Annotated in this window: 15 protein-coding genes; 11 read left to right on the forward strand and 4 right to left on the reverse strand. The window is 73.1% G+C overall.

All coding sequences use genetic code 11. The features are described 5' to 3' along the window. Nucleotides 1-47 precede the first annotated feature (47 nt). Nucleotides 48-1433, reverse strand: coding sequence for a S1 family peptidase (locus tag BZL64_RS15490; RefSeq protein WP_086769774.1), 1386 nt, complete (start codon nt 1431-1433; stop codon nt 48-50). A gap of 189 nt (nt 1434-1622) precedes the next feature. Here BZL64_RS15490 and BZL64_RS15495 point away from each other — a divergent pair, with 189 nt between their 5' ends. From BZL64_RS15495 to BZL64_RS15525, 7 genes are all read left to right on the forward strand, one after another. Further along, entirely contained in the window at nt 1623-2036 is a 414-nt protein-coding gene (locus BZL64_RS15495; protein ID WP_086769775.1) for a PaaI family thioesterase, read from the forward strand. 462 nt (nt 2037-2498) lie between these two features. Next, on the forward strand, nt 2499-2714 hold the full coding sequence (locus tag BZL64_RS15500) for a type A2 lantipeptide (RefSeq protein ID WP_086769776.1): 216 nt from the start codon (nt 2499-2501) through the stop codon (nt 2712-2714). Nucleotides 2715-2971: 257 nt separating this feature from the next. Next, nucleotides 2972-3778: an HlyD family efflux transporter periplasmic adaptor subunit gene (locus BZL64_RS15505; RefSeq protein ID WP_086769777.1), complete on the forward strand. Its 807-nt coding sequence runs from the start codon at nt 2972-2974 to the stop codon at nt 3776-3778. A 65-nt stretch (nt 3779-3843) separates the two neighbouring features. Then, nucleotides 3844-5994, forward strand: coding sequence for an NHLP family bacteriocin export ABC transporter peptidase/permease/ATPase subunit (locus BZL64_RS15510; protein ID WP_244205350.1), 2151 nt, complete (start codon nt 3844-3846; stop codon nt 5992-5994). Between the two features lies 1 nt (nt 5995). Beyond that, entirely contained in the window at nt 5996-8809 is a 2814-nt protein-coding gene (locus BZL64_RS15515; RefSeq protein ID WP_086769779.1) for an NHLP bacteriocin export ABC transporter permease/ATPase subunit, read from the forward strand. Nucleotides 8810-8889: 80 nt separating this feature from the next. Further along, a complete protein-coding gene (locus BZL64_RS15520) occupies nt 8890-9900 on the forward strand; it encodes a Ppx/GppA family phosphatase (protein WP_086769780.1) in 1011 nt (336 codons plus the stop codon). A gap of 63 nt (nt 9901-9963) precedes the next feature. Beyond that, a complete protein-coding gene (locus BZL64_RS15525) occupies nt 9964-10179 on the forward strand; it encodes a hypothetical protein (protein ID WP_086769781.1) in 216 nt (71 codons plus the stop codon). A gap of 44 nt (nt 10180-10223) precedes the next feature. Here BZL64_RS15525 and BZL64_RS15530 read toward each other — a convergent pair whose 3' ends face one another. Continuing rightward, the gene (locus BZL64_RS15530; RefSeq protein WP_086769782.1) at nt 10224-10832 is read right to left on the reverse strand and encodes a flavodoxin family protein; all 609 of its coding nucleotides are present in this window, start codon (nt 10830-10832) and stop codon (nt 10224-10226) included. A gap of 75 nt (nt 10833-10907) precedes the next feature. Between BZL64_RS15530 and BZL64_RS15535 the strand changes: the two genes are divergently transcribed. The 3 genes from BZL64_RS15535 to BZL64_RS15545 are packed head-to-tail and all read left to right on the forward strand — an operon-like array spanning nt 10908 to nt 12786. Beyond that, nucleotides 10908-11933: an iron-containing redox enzyme family protein gene (locus BZL64_RS15535; protein WP_086769787.1), complete on the forward strand. Its 1026-nt coding sequence runs from the start codon at nt 10908-10910 to the stop codon at nt 11931-11933. 45 nt (nt 11934-11978) lie between these two features. Beyond that, entirely contained in the window at nt 11979-12608 is a 630-nt protein-coding gene (locus BZL64_RS15540; protein WP_425276048.1) for a HemK2/MTQ2 family protein methyltransferase, read from the forward strand. Next, nucleotides 12589-12786, forward strand: a complete 198-nt coding sequence (locus BZL64_RS15545) for a CDGSH iron-sulfur domain-containing protein (protein WP_086769784.1) — start codon at nt 12589-12591, stop codon at nt 12784-12786. Before BZL64_RS15540 ends, BZL64_RS15545 begins: the two co-directional genes overlap by 20 nt. 170 nt (nt 12787-12956) lie before the next feature. Here the strand turns inward: BZL64_RS15545 and BZL64_RS15550 are convergent, their stop codons facing one another. Next, entirely contained in the window at nt 12957-13388 is a 432-nt protein-coding gene (locus tag BZL64_RS15550) for a subtilase-type protease inhibitor (RefSeq protein ID WP_086769785.1), read from the reverse strand. A 493-nt stretch (nt 13389-13881) separates the two neighbouring features. Between BZL64_RS15550 and BZL64_RS15555 the strand changes: the two genes are divergently transcribed. Next, nucleotides 13882-15051 carry a lactate 2-monooxygenase gene (locus BZL64_RS15555; RefSeq protein WP_086769786.1) on the forward strand — a complete coding sequence of 390 codons (1170 nt, stop codon included), beginning with the start codon at nt 13882-13884 and terminating at the stop codon, nt 15049-15051. A gap of 19 nt (nt 15052-15070) precedes the next feature. Here BZL64_RS15555 and BZL64_RS15560 read toward each other — a convergent pair. After that, on the reverse strand, nt 15071-15728 hold a 658-nt coding region (locus BZL64_RS15560), incomplete at its 5' end, for an RICIN domain-containing protein (protein WP_143663151.1).

The following is a 15728-nucleotide window of genomic DNA, read 5'->3' on the forward strand; positions in this document are numbered from 1 at the left end:
CGTCCGGCCGGTGGTCGGGGTGAGGGACGGGCGGTGGGTACGGCGCGTCAGTGGTTCTCGGTCAGCCCGGAGTCGTCCTGGACGCCGTCGCCGTTCTGGTCCCCGGCACCGGCCGCTCCGCCTGCGTCCTGACCGGCCTCCTGACCGGCCTCCTCGCCGGCTCCGGTCTCGCCGCCCGCTGCTTCACCGGCACCGGCGGCGGCGCCCGCGTCGGCACCTTCCGCGGCGCCTTCGCCGGCACCCGCTCCGGCCTCGTCGTCGCCCACGCCGTCCCCGGCGCCGATACCCTCATCGGCGCCCGCACCGGCCCCGGCGTCGCCGAGGGTCGCGCCGACCGCCTCGAGGGCGGTGGTCACCGGCTGGAAGAAGGTCTCGCCGCCGGCCGTGCAGTCACCGCTGCCGCCGGAGGTCAGGCCGATCGCGAGGCCGTCCTGGGTGAACAGCGAGCCGCCGCTGTCGCCGGGCTCGGCGCAGACGTCGGTCTGGATGAGGCCCGTGACTGTGCCCTCGGGGTAGTTGACGGTGGCGTCGAGGCCGAGGACCTGCCCGTCGGCGAGACCGGTGGTGCTGCCCATCCGGAAGACCTGGGTGCCGACGGTGGCGTCCGCGGCCTGGGAGATCTGCACGGTCTGGTCGCCGAGGTTGACCTCGCTCGGGGCGACCGTGGCCGGGTCGTCGTACTTCACGAGTGCGAAGTCGCCCTCGCCGGGGAAGACCGCCTGGTCGACGGTGGCGATGGGCTCGCCGGCCTCGGAGTCGGACCAGGCCTCGGCCGCGACGCCGCAGTGACCGGCCGTCAGGAAGGCCGGGGCGCCGTCGCCCGCGGTGACGTTGAAGCCGAGGGAGCAGCGCGCTCCGCCGGCGAAGATGGCGTCACCGCCGGAGGCGAAGGTCTTGAAGGTGCCGGCCGACTTCTTGATGGTGGCGGTCCCGGCGCCGAGGTTCTGGACGGTGGACTCCAGCTGGTCCCACTTGCCGCCGGTGACCGTGGAGTCGGCGGTGACGAGGATCTTGTTGGTCCGCGGGTCGACCGCCCAGGAGGTGCCCGGGATGGTCGCGTCGGCCTTCAGGGTCTGCGCGGCGGCCTTGAGTTCGGCCGTGCTGTTGTCGACCTCGCGTATCTTCGCGCCGGCCTTCTTCGCCTGGACGATGACGTTGTTCTGGTCACCGGAGACGTCGACGACGTTGACGACGAGCTGATTCTTGCCGGTGTCGAAGTAGGAGCCCGCGAAGGCGTCGCCGAGCAGGTTCTGCAGCTGTGAGGCGAGGTCCGAGGCGTCCGCCGCCTTCATGGTCCTCGGCGCCGCGGCGGCCTTGTCGCCGCCGTCCTGGGAGGCGTTGGCGTGGGGCAGCAGGAGTGCCGCCGCTCCGAGCGCCGCGACACCACCCACCGCTATCGCGGCCCTGCGCTTCGGAATTCGCTTGTGACTCAAAAAACTCGACCTCCTGGGGGGACGGGGTCCGGCTGCCGGGGGCGGCAGCTCCGTACAGCGGCGCCTGGTTGGCCATGGGTACGCAGGGGGCGCGGGGTGCGTTCAATCGCGTTTGCCGACTTCCTTTGCGAAACCGTGAATCGGCCATGACCGGAGTCCCGGAGAGCGCGGCGGGGAACAATCGCCCATATGACGATGACGACCACCGAAGCCGACAAGATCCTTTCCGACTGCTTCGCGCCGTGGGTGCGCGCGCTGGGCCTGTCCGTGGAAGCGCTGGGAGAGGACCGGGCGATTCTGCGTCTGCCCTGGTCGACGGAGTTGGCAAGGGAGGGCGGTGGGCTGTCGGGGCAGGCGTTGATGGCAGCCGCGGACACCGCGACGGTGATCGCCGTCTCGGCCGCCCGGGGGGCCTTCGTGCCGATGACGACGGTGCAGCAGTCGACGTCCTTCCAGCGTGCTGTGGCCGATTCGGATGTCCTGATCCAGGCGGTCCTGACGAAGCTGGGCCGCCGGATGGCCTTCGCGGACATCACGATGACGGCCGAGCGTTCGGGTGAACTCGCCGCACGGGCGAGCACGGTCTACGCCCTGCTGGGCTGACGCCCGCTCATACCGAAGGTGACCGGTCGCTGACGGACCGTTCCGGACGGAGAGCGGAATCCCTGCTTCAGGGAATCTGCACACCGATTGCCCAAGCGGGTCACGGGGCTCCCCGCTTCTGCACAACCGCGCGCGGCCCGGCGTGCCATTGGGGCCGGTGTGTCGGATTCGCCGCGAGGACGTGCGCCGCTCATCGGAGCGATCTCGGGCCGGGGTGTGAAGAAGTCGGCGACAACGCGTGGCCACACCTGCACGCTTTGACTCTCCCGTGACGCAAGTTCCCTGGTGAGGCGGGTGATTGATTGGAAGCCCCGGCGGCAGACCTGCTTTGATCCAACGCATCGCGGGGTCCACCGGGGTTCCCGGAAACGGGACTTCGGTGCCCGCGGTCGCGGCCGTCATCTGTCCCCAGAGGGGGCCGCTCCCCCCTTGTGAGATATCCATATGAAGGGAAGTTCCCCCATGAACTCCACCCCCCAGGTCGAGACCGTCGAGATCGCCGACGCCGACCTCGACAACGTCTCCGGCGGCCTGTCCGTGAACGCCCTCGGCACCGTCACCGGCCTGGTGGACGGCATCGCGCCGGTCTCCGCCCTGGTCGACACGGTCGTCGGCACCGTCGAGGGTGCGACCGGCCTGAGCGCCGCCCCCGTCACCAACCTGGTCGCCGGTCTCTGATCGCCGCCTTGTGACCCTTCGAGTCCCGGAGCCGCTCACCCGGTTCCGGGACTCTTCGGTGCCGTGAACCGCCGAGTCGGTGCCGTCAACCGCCGAGTCGGCGCCGAGCAGCCGTCGGCCCGGTTCCACGCAACCGTCGGCCCGGTCCCGTCGAACCTCCGACTCGGCCCCGTGAACCCCCGATCCGGCCCCGTCGAACCCGCGATGCGGCCCCGTGAACCCCGAGCCGATGCCGTGAATCCCCCGAGGGAAGTCCCGTGCAGTTCCGCCAACAGGCCCTCGCCAAGCTCCAGTCGCCCGAGGAGCTCGACCTGCCGGTGCGCTTCGCCCGCCCCCAGGGCTGGCTGGTGCTGTCCGTGACCGTGGTCGTCATGGCCGCCGCGTCCGTATGGGCGGTGACCGGCTCGGTCACCTCCACCGTGAGCGCGCCCGCCGTCCTCACCCACGGCGAGGGCAGCTACATCCTCCAGAGCCCCGCGGCCGGCCAGGTCACCGCGGTCCTCGCGAAGGAGGGCGAGCGGCTGCCCGCCGGCTCCCCCGTGCTGAAGGTGCGTACCGCCGACGGCGACACGGTGGTGCGCACGGTCGCCGCGGGCCGGATCACCGCGCTCGCCGCCACCCTCGGGCAGATCGTCTCCACCGGCGCGAACGTCGCCGCGGTGGAGAAGGTCGCGGAGGCGGACGAACCGTTGTACGCGACGGTGTACGTCCCGGCGGAGAACGCGGCCTCCGTCCCGGCCGACGCGGCCGTGGACCTGACCGTGCAGACGGTGCCGTCGCAGCGGTACGGCGTGCTGCGCGGCCGGGTGAAGTCGGTGGACCGCTCGGCGCAGTCGGCCCAGCAGATCGCCGCGTTCCTCGGCGACGGCCAACTGGGCGAGCAGTTCACACGGGAGGGCCGCCCGGTGGCGGTCCTGGTCCGGCTCGACCGCTCCCCGGCGACGAGGAGCGGCTACACGTGGTCGTCCGCCGACGGGCCGCCGTACGCACTCACCTCCATGACCATGGCCACCGCCTCGATCCGGCTGGCCGACCAGCGTCCCCTCGATTGGCTGCTTCCGTGACCGCGACCGAGACCCGCGGCCGACGACGGGCCGCGCCGCCCCGGCGCGCGGTCCCCAAGAGCCGGATGAAGACCGTCCGTACGCCCACCGTGCTCCAGATGGAGGCCGTGGAGTGCGGGGCCGCCTCCCTCGCCATGGTCCTGGGCCACTACGGCCGTCACGTCCCGCTGGAGGAGCTGCGCATCGCGTGCGGGGTGTCGCGGGACGGCTCGCGCGCCAGCAACCTCCTGAAGGCGGCCCGCGGTTACGGCCTGACCGCCAAGGGCATGCAGATGGACCTGGCGGCCCTCGCCGAGGTGAGGTCGCCCGCGATCCTGTTCTGGGAGTTCAACCACTACGTCGTCTACGAGGGTCTGCGCCGCCGCTTCGGCCGCCGGGGCGTGTTCGTCAACGACCCCGGCAAGGGCCGCCGGTTCGTGCCGATGGAGGACTTCGACGGCAGCTTCACCGGTGTGGTGCTGGTGCTGGAGCCGGGCGAGGACTTCGAACGCGGCGGGCGCAAGCGGGGTGTGCTGGGCGCGATGCCGGCCCGGCTGCGCGGCACCGCGGGCACCCTGCCGGCCGCCGTGCTGGCGAGCCTGCTGCTCGTCGTGGTGGGCGCGGCCGTACCCGCGCTGAGCCGGACCTACATCGACATGTTCCTGATCGGCGACCAGACCTCCCTGCTGGAGGTGCTGTTCGCGTCGATGGGAGCCTGCGTGCTGCTCACCGTCGCGCTGACCTGGCTCCAGCAGGCCAACCTGCAACACGGCCGGATCATCTCCTCGACGCTGTCCAGCGCCCGCTTCCTGCGCCATCTGCTGCGGCTGCCGGTCACCTTCTTCTCCCAGCGCGGCCCGGCCGACCTTGTGCAGCGCCTGCAGTCCAACGACGCGGTGGCCGAGACCCTGGCCCGTGACCTCGCGTCGGCGGGCGTGGACGCGGTGGTCGTCGTCCTGTACGCGGTCCTCCTCTACACCTACGACCCGCAACTGACGTTCGTCGGCATCGGCGTGGCCCTGCTGAACCTGGTCGCGATGCGCGTGGTGATCCGGATGCGCGCGACCCGTACGGCCAAGCTGCGCGCGGACAACGCGCGGCTGACCAACACGGCGTACAGCGGGCTCCAGTTGATCGAGACGATGAAGGCGACCGGCGGTGAGGACGGCTACTTCCGCAAGTGGGCCGGGCAGCACGCCACCACGCTGGAGGAGCAGCAGCGGCTCGGGGTGCCCAGCGCCTGGCTGGGTGTGGTCGCGCCGACGCTGGCGACCGTCAACAGCGCGCTGATCCTGTGGATCGGCGGGATGCGGGCGATCGAGGGCGCCATCTCGGTGGGTCTGCTGGTCGCCTTCCAGGCGCTGGTCGCCCGCTTCACCGCCCCGCTGACCCGGCTGAACGGTGTCGCGGGCCGTATCCAGGACTTCGCCGCGGACGTGGCCCGGCTCAAGGACGTGGAGAACTTCCGGGCCGACCCGCTCTACGACCGCCGCTCCGGCGGCGACTCCACCCGCCGGCTGCACGGCCACGTCGAGCTGGAGAACATCGGCTTCGGCTACAGCCCGCTCGACAAGCCGCTGCTGACCGGCTTCGACCTGAGTGTCGGGCCGGGGCAGCAGGTCGCGCTGGTGGGCGGCTCGGGCAGCGGCAAGTCGACGGTGTCCCGGCTGATCTCGGGCCTGTACGCGCCGTGGGAGGGCGTGATCCGCATCGACGGCCGGCGCCTGGAGGACATCCCGCGCGGGGCCCTCGCCGCCTCGGTCTCCTTCGTCGACCAGGAGGTGTTCCTCTTCGAGGGCACGGTCCGCGACAACGTGGCGCTGTGGGACCCCTCCGTCCCGGACGACGCGGTGGTGGAGGCCCTGCGGGACGCCGCCCTGTACGACGTCGTCGTACGGCGGCCCGGCGGCGTCCACAGCCGGGTCGAGCAGGACGGCCGCAACTTCTCCGGCGGTCAGCGCCAACGCCTGGAGATCGCACGGGCGTTGGTGCGCCGGCCCAGCATCCTGGTGCTGGACGAGGTGACCAGCGCGCTGGACGCGGAGACCGAACAGCTGGTCATGGACAACCTGCGCCGGCGCGGCTGCGCCTGTGTGGTGATCGCGCACCGGCTCAGCACGGTCCGCGACAGCGACGAGATCGTCGTCCTCGAACACGGCACGGTCGTGGAACGCGGACGGCACGAGGACCTTCTCGCGCGCGGCGGGGCGTACGCGGCGCTGGTCAGGGAGCGGTGAGATGACGGCCGTACAGGAAGGTGACGTCGTCCTCTCGGCGTTGGGGCGGATGGGTACGCGGGTGGACTGCGCCGGGGTGGGCCGGCTCGACCTGGAGGGTCCGCAGGTGCTGTGGCTGGTCGCCGCAGGCGCGCTGGACCTGTTCGCGGTGGACGCGGAGCAGCAGGGCCACTGGCACCACCTGGGCCGGCTGGAGGCGGGCTCGCTGCTGCTCGGCCCGGTGGCCGGCCCCCAGCACACGCTGGTGGCCCGCCCGTTGCGCGACTGTGTGGTCCACCGCGTCGGCCTGCGTGAGCTGTACGAGCCCGCGGGCACCCAGACCTGGTCCTACGACGCGTACGGCAACCCCCAGTACGTGCCGCCCACGTCGAGCCCCCTGGAGTACGCCCTCGCCCTCGGCGTCGGCCGCGGACTGTCCGTCCTCTTCCAGGCCCCGATGGCCGAGCGGCCCACGGAGGTCACCGACGACGACGTGTTCTGGATGCAGGTCCCGCCGGGCAGCGTCCAGTACGGCTCGCTGTACGGCGCGGAGGCCGCCACCGACCTGCTGATGGACCCCGCGGTGTGGCAGTCCATGGTCGACCAGCAGTACCGCCTGCTGACCACCCTGGACCGCTGGATCGAGCAGGTCGAGCGCACCCACGAGACGCGCACGGCCGCCGGCCTCAAGGCCGGTGAGGCGGTGCGCGCGCAGGCCGACCGGACGCTGCTGGCGTCGATCGGCCGGAAGGCGGGGCCGCGCGCGACGGCCGCGGACGCGGACGCCACGTTCGCGGCCTGCGAACTGGTCGCGGGGGCCGCCGGCATCACCCTCGTCGAACCGGCCCGGACCGGCGTCGGTGACGACCGGCTCGACCCCGTCGAGCAGATCGCCCTCGCCTCCCGCGTGCGCACCCGCGCCGTACGGCTGGACGGCCGCTGGTGGCGCGACGACGTCGGCCCGCTGGTCGCCCACCGGGCCCTGTCCGGGGCGCCGGTCGCGCTGCTGTGGCGGCGCGGCGGCTATGTCGCCGTCCATCCCGCGACCGGCCGCGAGACGCCGGTGGAGAAGGCCAACGCGGCGGAGTTCGAGCCGCGGGCGGTCATGTTCTACCGCCCGCTGCCCGAGCGCGGACTCGGTCCGCTCGGGCTGCTGCGGTTCAGCATGCGGGGCACCGGCCGTGACCTGACGGGCCTGCTCCTCAGCGGGCTCGTCACGGTGGCGATCGGCGCGCTGGTGCCGGTCGCCACCGGCAAGGTGCTCGGCGAGTACGTGCCGCGGGCCCAGCAGGGGCTGATCGAGCAGGTGTGTCTGGCCGTACTGGTCAGCGCCGTGGTGGCGGCGGCCTTCATGCTGCTCCAGAACATGACCATCCTGCGGCTGGAGGGCCGGATCGAGGCGACGCTCCAGCCCGCCGTGTGGGACCGGCTGCTGAGGCTGCCGACGACGTTCTTCACCGAACGCTCCACGGGTGAACTGGCGAGCGCGGCCATGGGCATCAGCGCGATCCGCCGGCTGCTGGCGGGCCTCGGCCCGTCGGTCGCGCAGTCGGTGACCGTCGGCGCCATGAACCTGGGTCTGCTGCTCTGGTACAGCGTGCCGATGGCGCTGGCCGCGATCGGCATGCTCGTCGTCATCGCCGCCGTGTTCCTCGGGCTCGGGCTGTGGCAGGTGCGCTGGCAGCGCAGGCTGGTGGTGCTCTCCAACAAGCTCAACAACCAGGCGTTCCAGACCCTGCGGGGCCTGCCCAAGCTGCGGATCGCCGCCGCCGAGAACTACGCCTACGCCGCCTGGGCGGGCCAGTTCGCCCGCAGCCGTGAACTCCAGCAGCGGCTCGGCCGGATCAAGAACCTGTCCACGGTGCTGGGCGCGGTGTATCTGCCGCTGTGCTCCCTGGTGATGTTCATGCTGCTGGCCGGTCCGGCGCGCGGCACGATGTCGGCGGCGGACTTCCTCACCTTCAACACGTCGATGACGATGCTGCTGACCTCGGTGACCTCGCTGACCGGCGCGTTCGTGTCGGTGGTGGCCGCGCTGCCGCTGTTCGAGGAGATCCGGCCGGTGCTGGAGGCGACCCCGGAGGTGCGGGCGGCGAGCACCCGGCCGGGGCCGCTGTCCGGCGCGGTCGAGGCGCGCCGGCTGTCGTTCCGCTACTCCGACGACGGCCCCCTCGTCCTGGACGACGTTTCGTTCGAGGTGCGGCCGGGCGAGTTCGTGGCGATCGTCGGGCCCAGCGGCTGCGGCAAGTCGACCCTGCTGCGCCTGCTCATCGGCTTCGACCGCCCGGTCTCGGGCAGCGTGCTCTACGACGGTCAGGATCTGGCCGCCCTCGACCGGTCGGCCGTACGCCGGCAGTGCGGGGTGGTGCTCCAGCACGCCCAGCCCTTCACCGGGTCGATCCTGGACGTCATCTGTGGCACCGGGTCCTACACGCCCGAGGAGGCGATGGCGGCGGCCAGGATGGCGGGGCTCGCGGCGGACATCGAGCGGATGCCGATGGGCCTGCACACGATCGTCTCGGGCAGCGGCTCGGTCTCGGGCGGTCAGCGCCAGCGGCTGATGATCGCCCAGGCGCTGATCCGGCGCCCGCGGATCCTCTACTTCGACGAGGCGACCAGCGCCCTGGACAACGAGACCCAGCGCACGGTCATCGACAGCACCCGGGCGCTCAACGCCACGCGCATCGTCATCGCCCACCGGCTGTCCACGGTGCTGGACGCCGACCGGGTCGTGGTGATGGAGAACGGCAAGGTCGCCGAACAGGGCCCGCCGTCCCGGCTGCTCGCGGATCCGGCCGGCCGGCTGCACGAACTGGTGCGGCGTCAGCTGGCCTGAGGGCCGGGCGGCGCCGGACCGTGGAAGTCGGTCACCGCCGGGTGACGTAGGGAGCGCCTTCGCCGGGTACTCGCCCGGCCATGAGAATCAGCGTGCTGGACGTGGGATCCAACACCGTGCGGCTGGTGGTGGCGGACGCGCAGGACGGCGTACCGCTCCCGGTGCACACGGCCAAGTGGCGGCTGCGGCTGTCCGAGCAGGTCAAGCCGGGTGAGCCGATACCCGGCGACGCGATCGGGAACCTGGTCGAGGCGGTGGCCGCCGCGAACCGTACGGCGGCCCGGTGGGGCGCGGCGAGCCCGCTGGCCTTCGCGACCGCCATGGTGCGCAACTCCCCCAACCAGCGGGAGGTGCTGCGTACGGTCACCGCGCACACCGGTGTGCCGCTGTGCACCCTGCCGGGCGAGGTGGAGGCCGAGCTGACGTTCCTCGGGGCGCGGCGCTGGATGGGCTGGCGGGCGGGGCCGCTCGCGCTGATGGACATCGGCGGCGGCTCGTTCGAGGTGGCGTTCGGGCGGGGCCGGCTGCCGGACTTCGTGGCCTCGCTGCCGCTCGGGGCCGGCCGGCTGACCCACGAGTTCTTCGCGGAAGGGGACCCGCCGCCCCCGGAACGGGTCCGCGAGCTGCGCCGCAGGGTCCGCCACCAGCTTCGGGACGTGGCCGCCCGGATCCGCTGGGAGGGCCCGCGTACGGCGGTGGTCACCTCCCGTACGTTCCAGCAGCTGGCCCGGCTGTGCGGGGCGCCGCCCGGCCGGCAGGGCCCGTTCGTCGCCCGCACGCTGGACTGTGCCGGCCTGGGCGAGGCGGTGACCCGGCTGGCGGCGTTGCCGGCCGCCGCGCGGGCCGAGCTGCCCGGCATCTCCGCCCCGCGCGCCGCGCAGAGCCTGGCCGGCGCGGTCGTCGGGCACACGGCGATGAAGCTGATCGGCCTGAAGACGGTCACCGTCTGCCCGTGGGCGATCCGCGAGGGCGTCCTGCTGCGGCACATCGAGGACGGGGCGTCCTGGTGGGCGGAGGTCACCCGGCTCTCCGAGGAGTCGGCGCCCGCTGAGCCGGTGCCGCTGCGCGTCGCGGCCTCCGCCATGAACTGACCAGACCCGGCCGGGCGCCGTGCGGAGGCGAGGAGCCGGGCACCGAGAGGAAGGGAGCCGTCCGTGTCCGAGGACGCCGAGCGACAGGAGACCGAGCAGCGGGACGCCGAGGAGAACCGGCAGGACCGTCCCAGGACCGCGCTCGAGAAGGTGATGCGCGAGATCGAGGAGGCCGAGCGCCGCACCGACGAGGAGCGGGAGTCGCGGCGCGGCCGGGGCGAGGCCGGTGAGGCCATCACCCCGAACACCCGCGCCCAGGAGGAGTCCCACGGGGACTGACGCCGGGGCCCACCGGCCGCCCGGCTCATCAGCCCTGCGGCGGCTCAGCCCGGCGGCGCCCCCAGGGGCCGCGCGGCGAGCGCCCGCGCGACGCCGGCCAGGTTGGCGGCCATGGCCCGGCCGGTGCGGTGCGACCACTCGCGGCCCCGCTCATCGTCGAGGTAGTCGGGGCCGGGTCCGGGGCCGAGGTGCCAGTACGTCCAGGCCTGGCCCGGAATGGTGTAGCCGATGTCGGCGAGCGCTCCCGAGATCTCGCTGATGACGTGGTGGGCGCCGTCCTCGTTGCCGGTGACGACGACGCCCGCGACCCGGTTGTAGGCGACGGGCCGGCCCTGGTCGTCGGTCTCGGACAGCATGGCGTCCATCCTCTCCAGCACCCTCTGGGCCACGGAGGACGGCCTGCCCAGCCAGGTCGGCGAGGCCATCACCAGGATCTCGGCGTCCAGCAGCTCGGCGTGCACGGCCGGCCAGGCGTCGCCCTCGCGGACGGGTTCGCTGGTCACGCCCGGCTCGATGTCCAGGTCGACGGCCCGGAGCACCTTCACACGGACACCGTCCTTCTCCAGTCGGTCCACGACGACCTGGGCGAGCGCGTCGGTGTTGGAGGGGTCGGGGGACCTCTTGAGCGTGCAGTTGATCACGAGTGCCTTCATGACGGTCCGGAGTACCCCTCGGGGCCGGGTCCACTCGGGCGGATGCCACCCGGCCTCAAGGGGTACCCGGCGCGCATGGCATACGAAGGACCACGGCTGCCCGCCGCCCGCGGACCCCTGTCCGCGGGCGTGCGCGAGTACCTGCTGGGCACGGGCCCGCTGCCGCCCGCCCCGACGGCCGAACGAGCGGCCCCGTACGGCGACGACCTCCAGCTGGCGCTCTACGTCTGCTACGAACCGCACTACCGCGGCTTCGCCGGGGTGAGCCCCGACGTCGAGTGGGACCCCGGCCTGCTGCGGCTGCGCGCCGCGCTGGAGCAGCGGTTCCTCACCGCGCTGCGCGCCGACACCCCGGTCCGGGACAGCGTGGAGGATGCCCTCGCCGAGCTGCTCGTCGAGCCGGTGGAGGGCACCGGTGTCTCCCACTTCCTGCGCGACGAGGGCGAGTTGTGGCAGCTGCGCGAGTACGCGGCACAGCGCTCCCTCTACCATCTCAAGGAGGCCGACCCGCACGCCTGGGTGCTGCCGCGGCTGTGGGGACGGGCCAAGGCGGCGATGGCGGCGGTGGAGTTCGACGAGTACGGCGGCGGCCGAGCCGACCGGGTCCACGCCCGCCTCTTCGCGGACCTGATGACGGACCTGGACCTGGACACCACGTACGGCCGCTATCTGGACGCCGCGTGCGCCGAGACGCTGGCCACGGTCAACCTGATGTCCCTGTTCGGCCTGCACCGCGGCCTGCGCGGCGCGCTGGTCGGCCATTTCGCCACCGTGGAGATCACCTCCTCGCCGGGTTCCCGGCGGCTCGCCGAGGCCATGCGCCGCGCGGGCGCGGGGCCCGCCGCCGCGTACTTCTACGACGAGCACGTGGAGGCCGACGCGGTCCATGAGCAGGTCGTACGGCACGAGGTGATCGGCGGTCTGCTCGAACAGGAGCCGTGGCTCGCACCCGATGTCGCGTTCGGTGTGGGGGCCACCGTCCTGCTGGAGGACCGGCTGGGCGAGCGGCTGCTCGGGGACTGGCGGGCCGGGCGCTCCTCGCTGCGCACGCCGCCGACCCTGCACACTCCCCCGACTTCCGAAAAGACCCATATTTCTTGATTGTGGGGGTACTTGGCCGACGTGAATCCGCTGGTACTTCCGGGCGTGTACGCCCCTCAGGAGGACACCGACCTGCTGGCCGGGGCGCTGTCCGAAGAACCTCTGCCGCCGGGCTCCGACGTCCTCGACGTGGGCACCGGCTCCGGCGCGCTGGCCCTGGAGGCGGCGCGCCGCGGGACCCGGGTGACCGCCGTCGACGTGTCCTGGCGGGCGGTGTACGCCGCCCGCTGGAACGCCCGGCGGGCCGGGCTGCCGGTGCGCGTGCTGCGCGGGAACCTCTTCGAACCGGTGCGCGGCCGGACCTTCGACCTCGTCCTGGCGAACCCGCCGTACGTGCCCGCCCCCCACTCCGGCCGGGCGCCGCGCGGCCCGGCCCGCGCCTGGGACGCGGGCGGTGACGGCCGGCTGGTGCTGGACCGGATCTGCCGGGAGGTACCGGGGCTGCTGCGGCCCGGCGGGGTGCTGCTGCTGGTGCACTCCGCGCTGAGCGATCCGGACCGGACCGTCGGGCAGCTGCGCGCGGCGGACCTGAAGGCGTCCGTGACGCGGCGGCGCCGCATTCCGTTCGGGCCCGTCCTGCGTTCCCGCCAGGAGTGGCTGCGACGGCGGGGGCTGCTGTCCGGCAGCGAGAACAACGAGGAACTGGTGGTGGTCCGTGCCGAACTCCCCCGCTGAACGGCCGCGCCGGATCAGTGTGCAGCGCAAGGGTCCCCTGCTGGTCGAGGGGCCCGTCGAGGTGGAACTGGAGGACGGTTCCACCGTCGTCTCCGACCGCTTCCGGGTCGCCCTGTGCACCTGCCGGCGCAGCCGCCGCTACCCGTGGTGCGACACCAGCCACCGCGACCGGGCCTGACCGCGACGCCTGGCTCCGAGTGCCGCACGGGAAATGCCAGGGACCGGCGGGCGGCCCCACTCCGCCCTGCCGGTCCCTGGTCGCGGGATCGCCGTGGTTGTCCGTGTCAGTGGCTCGCACTCCCCACGTCACGAGCCGTCGCATGGCACACGGGGCCACGCGACCCCGGTCTAGAACGCGAAGAGGACACTCCCGGAGGAGTTCTTCACGCAGTCGTTGGAGAACGTGCGCTCGTAGGAGACGCGCTTGCCCTGCCAGACTCCGTCGACGGTGACGACGATGGGGTCGTACTCCCTGGTGCACCACGCGTCACCCGGGTCGGCCAGTACCTCGAAGTCACCGCCGGCCGCCCGCAGTTCGGCACAGGCCAGGGCGGCTGCCGGGTGGCTGCCGGAGGGGCCCGGCGCACAGGTGAGGGTGACGGCACGGGCCGGGCTGACGGCGGTGGCGCTCTCTCCGTGCCCGAGGGTCAGCACCAGGGCCGACGGGGCGTAGAGCGAGGCCGGGGCGGCCGGGGCGGCGAGCGCGGACCCGGTGAGGGTTCCGCAGACAGAGGCGGCCGTGAGGCCGAGGGTCGCTGCCCAGCGCGCGGTGTTCCGCATTGTGTGCATCCTTCCGCTCGATTCGGGGGTGCCGGTCCGGCTCGGTCGGTGTCGAACGCGGCGAGCGCGAGTCTGCCGAGTCCGCCGCCGAAACTCACATCGACCCCACGGGTTTCGGTAACCTTGCGTGTTGAATCAGTGGCGCGAAGTCACAGGATTCGAACGTTCCAAGCCCTGGGTAAGCGCTTCATGATCCCTTCCCTGGCCGAAGTGACCGGTTTCCATAGGCTCGTTAATCGTCTTGAAACATTCCGCGTCCGGCCCGCCCGCGCTCGCCGGCCCCCCGTCCGTTCATCCCGCCGCAGCTCCGAAGTGGTGTGCCTTTCATCCACCCCGGCCTCGCCGGACCTCCCTGCCACGTCCGGGGCCTGACTCATTTCGTGCAGGTGGCAAAGGCCCGGCAGCGCACGTCCGGCAGCCCGTCCCCCGCTCGCCTACCCGCCGGTATGGTCGCCGTGGAGCGCGGCTCGACGACGAGAGGCGGGACGGACGGATGGCCAGGCACTGGGCGGACTTCCAGTACGAGATCTACCTGAACGGGATGACGGGCGCGGTTCCCCGGCTGCCCACCGACCTGAGCCGGCTGGAGGAGCTGACCGAGCAGCGGCTCGGCCCCGGCCCGGTGGGTTATGTGGCGGGCAGCGCGGGTGACGGCAGTACCGCCCGCGCCAACCGGGCGGCGCTCGAACGCCGGCGGATCGTGCCGCGGATGCTGCGGGACGTGCGCGAGCGCGATCTGTCGGTCGAGGTGCTCGGCCGCTCCCTGCCCGCGCCGGTGGCGCTGGCGCCCGTGGGCGTGCTGTCGATCATGCATCCGGGGGCCGAGCCTGCGGCGGCCCGCGCCGCCGCCGCGCAGGGTGTGCCGTTCGTCCTGTCGTCGGCGTCGAGCACGCCGATGGAGGAGGTCGCGGCGGCGATGGGGGACGCCGAGCGCTGGTTCCAGCTCTACTGGTCCAAGGACCGTGAGGTGGTACGGAGTTTCCTGAGCCGGGCGCGGGCGGCCGGCTTCTCGGTGCTGGTCGTCACCCTGGACACGCCGCTGCTGGCCTGGCGCCCCCGTGACCTCGACCGGGCGTATCTGCCGTTCCTGCACGGGGTGGGCACCGCGAACTACTTCACCGATCCGGCGTTCCGGGCGGGTTTGGCCAAGCCGGTGCAGGAGGACCCGAACGCGGCGGTGATGCACTTCGTGAACCTGTTCGCGGACCCCGGCAAGACCTGGCCCGACCTGGCGTTCCTGCGCGAGCACTGGGACGGGCCGATCGTGCTGAAGGGCGTTCTGCATCCGGACGACGCCCGGCTGGCCGCCGACGCCGGGATGGACGGCGTGGTGGTCTCCAACCACGGCGGCCGGCAGGTGGCGGGTGCGGTCGCCGCCGCGGACGCGCTGCCGCGGGTCGCGGCGGCGGTCGGCGACCGGCTGACCGTGCTGTTCGACAGCGGGGTGCGCAGCGGCGACGACGTCTTCAAGGCGCTCGCGCTGGGCGCCCGCGCGGTGCTGCTGGGCCGGCCGTACGTCTACGGTCTCGGCCTGGACGGACAGCCCGGCGTGGAGCATGTGATCCGCTGCCTGCTCGCCGAGCTGGACCTCACGCTGGCCCTGTCCGGTCACGCGACTCCGGCGACCGTCGGCCCGGCGGACCTGGAGGAGACCGCCGGGTGATCGCCGGACCGGCCGCTTCTCAGGCGGTGCGGTCCGACAGTTCGACGGGGCGCGCCGGGGGCGGCTCGGTGCCGGTGATCGACAGCGATCCGGTACTGGCCGGGGCCGCGTCGGACTCCCAGCGCTGGCCGGTGGAGCGGTCGCGGACCTTGACGACGATGTCGGCGCCGGCGTCCGTACCGGCCGGGGCGAGGGCGAGGGACTCGTCCCAGCGGGGCAGCAGCTCCCCCTGCGGGGTGAGGTCGTAGCGGACGTCGTCGGCGCGCGGGTCGCCGTCCTGTGCGCACGTGTCCAGGATGACCACGCCGGCGTCCGCGTGTGCGTCCACGCACAGATGGGGCTCGGCCAGGCTGCGCAGCTGCCCGTCCTCCTCGTACGACCACTGCTGGGACCGGTCGTCGGAGCAGTCCGCCAGTTCGAGGGCGACGCCCGCCTTCGCCTCGCCGCGGCTGTCCAGGCAGAGGTCGGCGGCGAGGTTGCGCAGCCGGGTCTGCCGGGGGGCGTTGGGGAGTTGGGCGGTGTCGGGGCCCGAGGGGACGGTGGGGGTGGCCGGCGAGCCGGTGCCGGCGGAGGCCGCGCCGCCGGTGGCCGGGGAGGCGGCCGGGCCGGCGGTGCCGTCGTCGGTCCACAGGCCGGCGGCGAGCAGGGTGGTCAGCAGGCCGGCCCCGGCGAGGCCG

The organism is Streptomyces bobili (assembly GCF_002154575.1).
Classification (GTDB): Bacteria; Actinomycetota; Actinomycetes; order Streptomycetales; family Streptomycetaceae; genus Streptomyces; species Streptomyces bobili.

Excerpts from the sequence above, each read along its gene's own strand:
- BZL64_RS15510 (WP_244205350.1), top strand. The coding sequence starts at position 3,844 with ATGAAGACCGTCCGTACGCCCACCGTGCTCCAGATGGAGGCCGTGGAG.
- BZL64_RS15530 (WP_086769782.1), bottom strand. The coding sequence starts at position 10,832 with ATGAAGGCACTCGTGATCAACTGCACGCTCAAGAGGTCCCCCGACCCC.
- BZL64_RS15495 (WP_086769775.1), top strand. The coding sequence starts at position 1,623 with ATGACGATGACGACCACCGAAGCCGACAAGATCCTTTCCGACTGCTTC.
- BZL64_RS15520 (WP_086769780.1), top strand. The coding sequence starts at position 8,890 with ATGAGAATCAGCGTGCTGGACGTGGGATCCAACACCGTGCGGCTGGTG.
- BZL64_RS15500 (WP_086769776.1), top strand. The coding sequence starts at position 2,499 with ATGAACTCCACCCCCCAGGTCGAGACCGTCGAGATCGCCGACGCCGAC.
- BZL64_RS15550 (WP_086769785.1), bottom strand. The coding sequence starts at position 13,388 with ATGCGGAACACCGCGCGCTGGGCAGCGACCCTCGGCCTCACGGCCGCC.
- BZL64_RS15535 (WP_086769787.1), top strand. The coding sequence starts at position 10,908 with ATGGCATACGAAGGACCACGGCTGCCCGCCGCCCGCGGACCCCTGTCC.
- BZL64_RS15555 (WP_086769786.1), top strand. The coding sequence starts at position 13,882 with ATGGCCAGGCACTGGGCGGACTTCCAGTACGAGATCTACCTGAACGGG.
- BZL64_RS15515 (WP_086769779.1), top strand. The coding sequence starts at position 5,996 with ATGACGGCCGTACAGGAAGGTGACGTCGTCCTCTCGGCGTTGGGGCGG.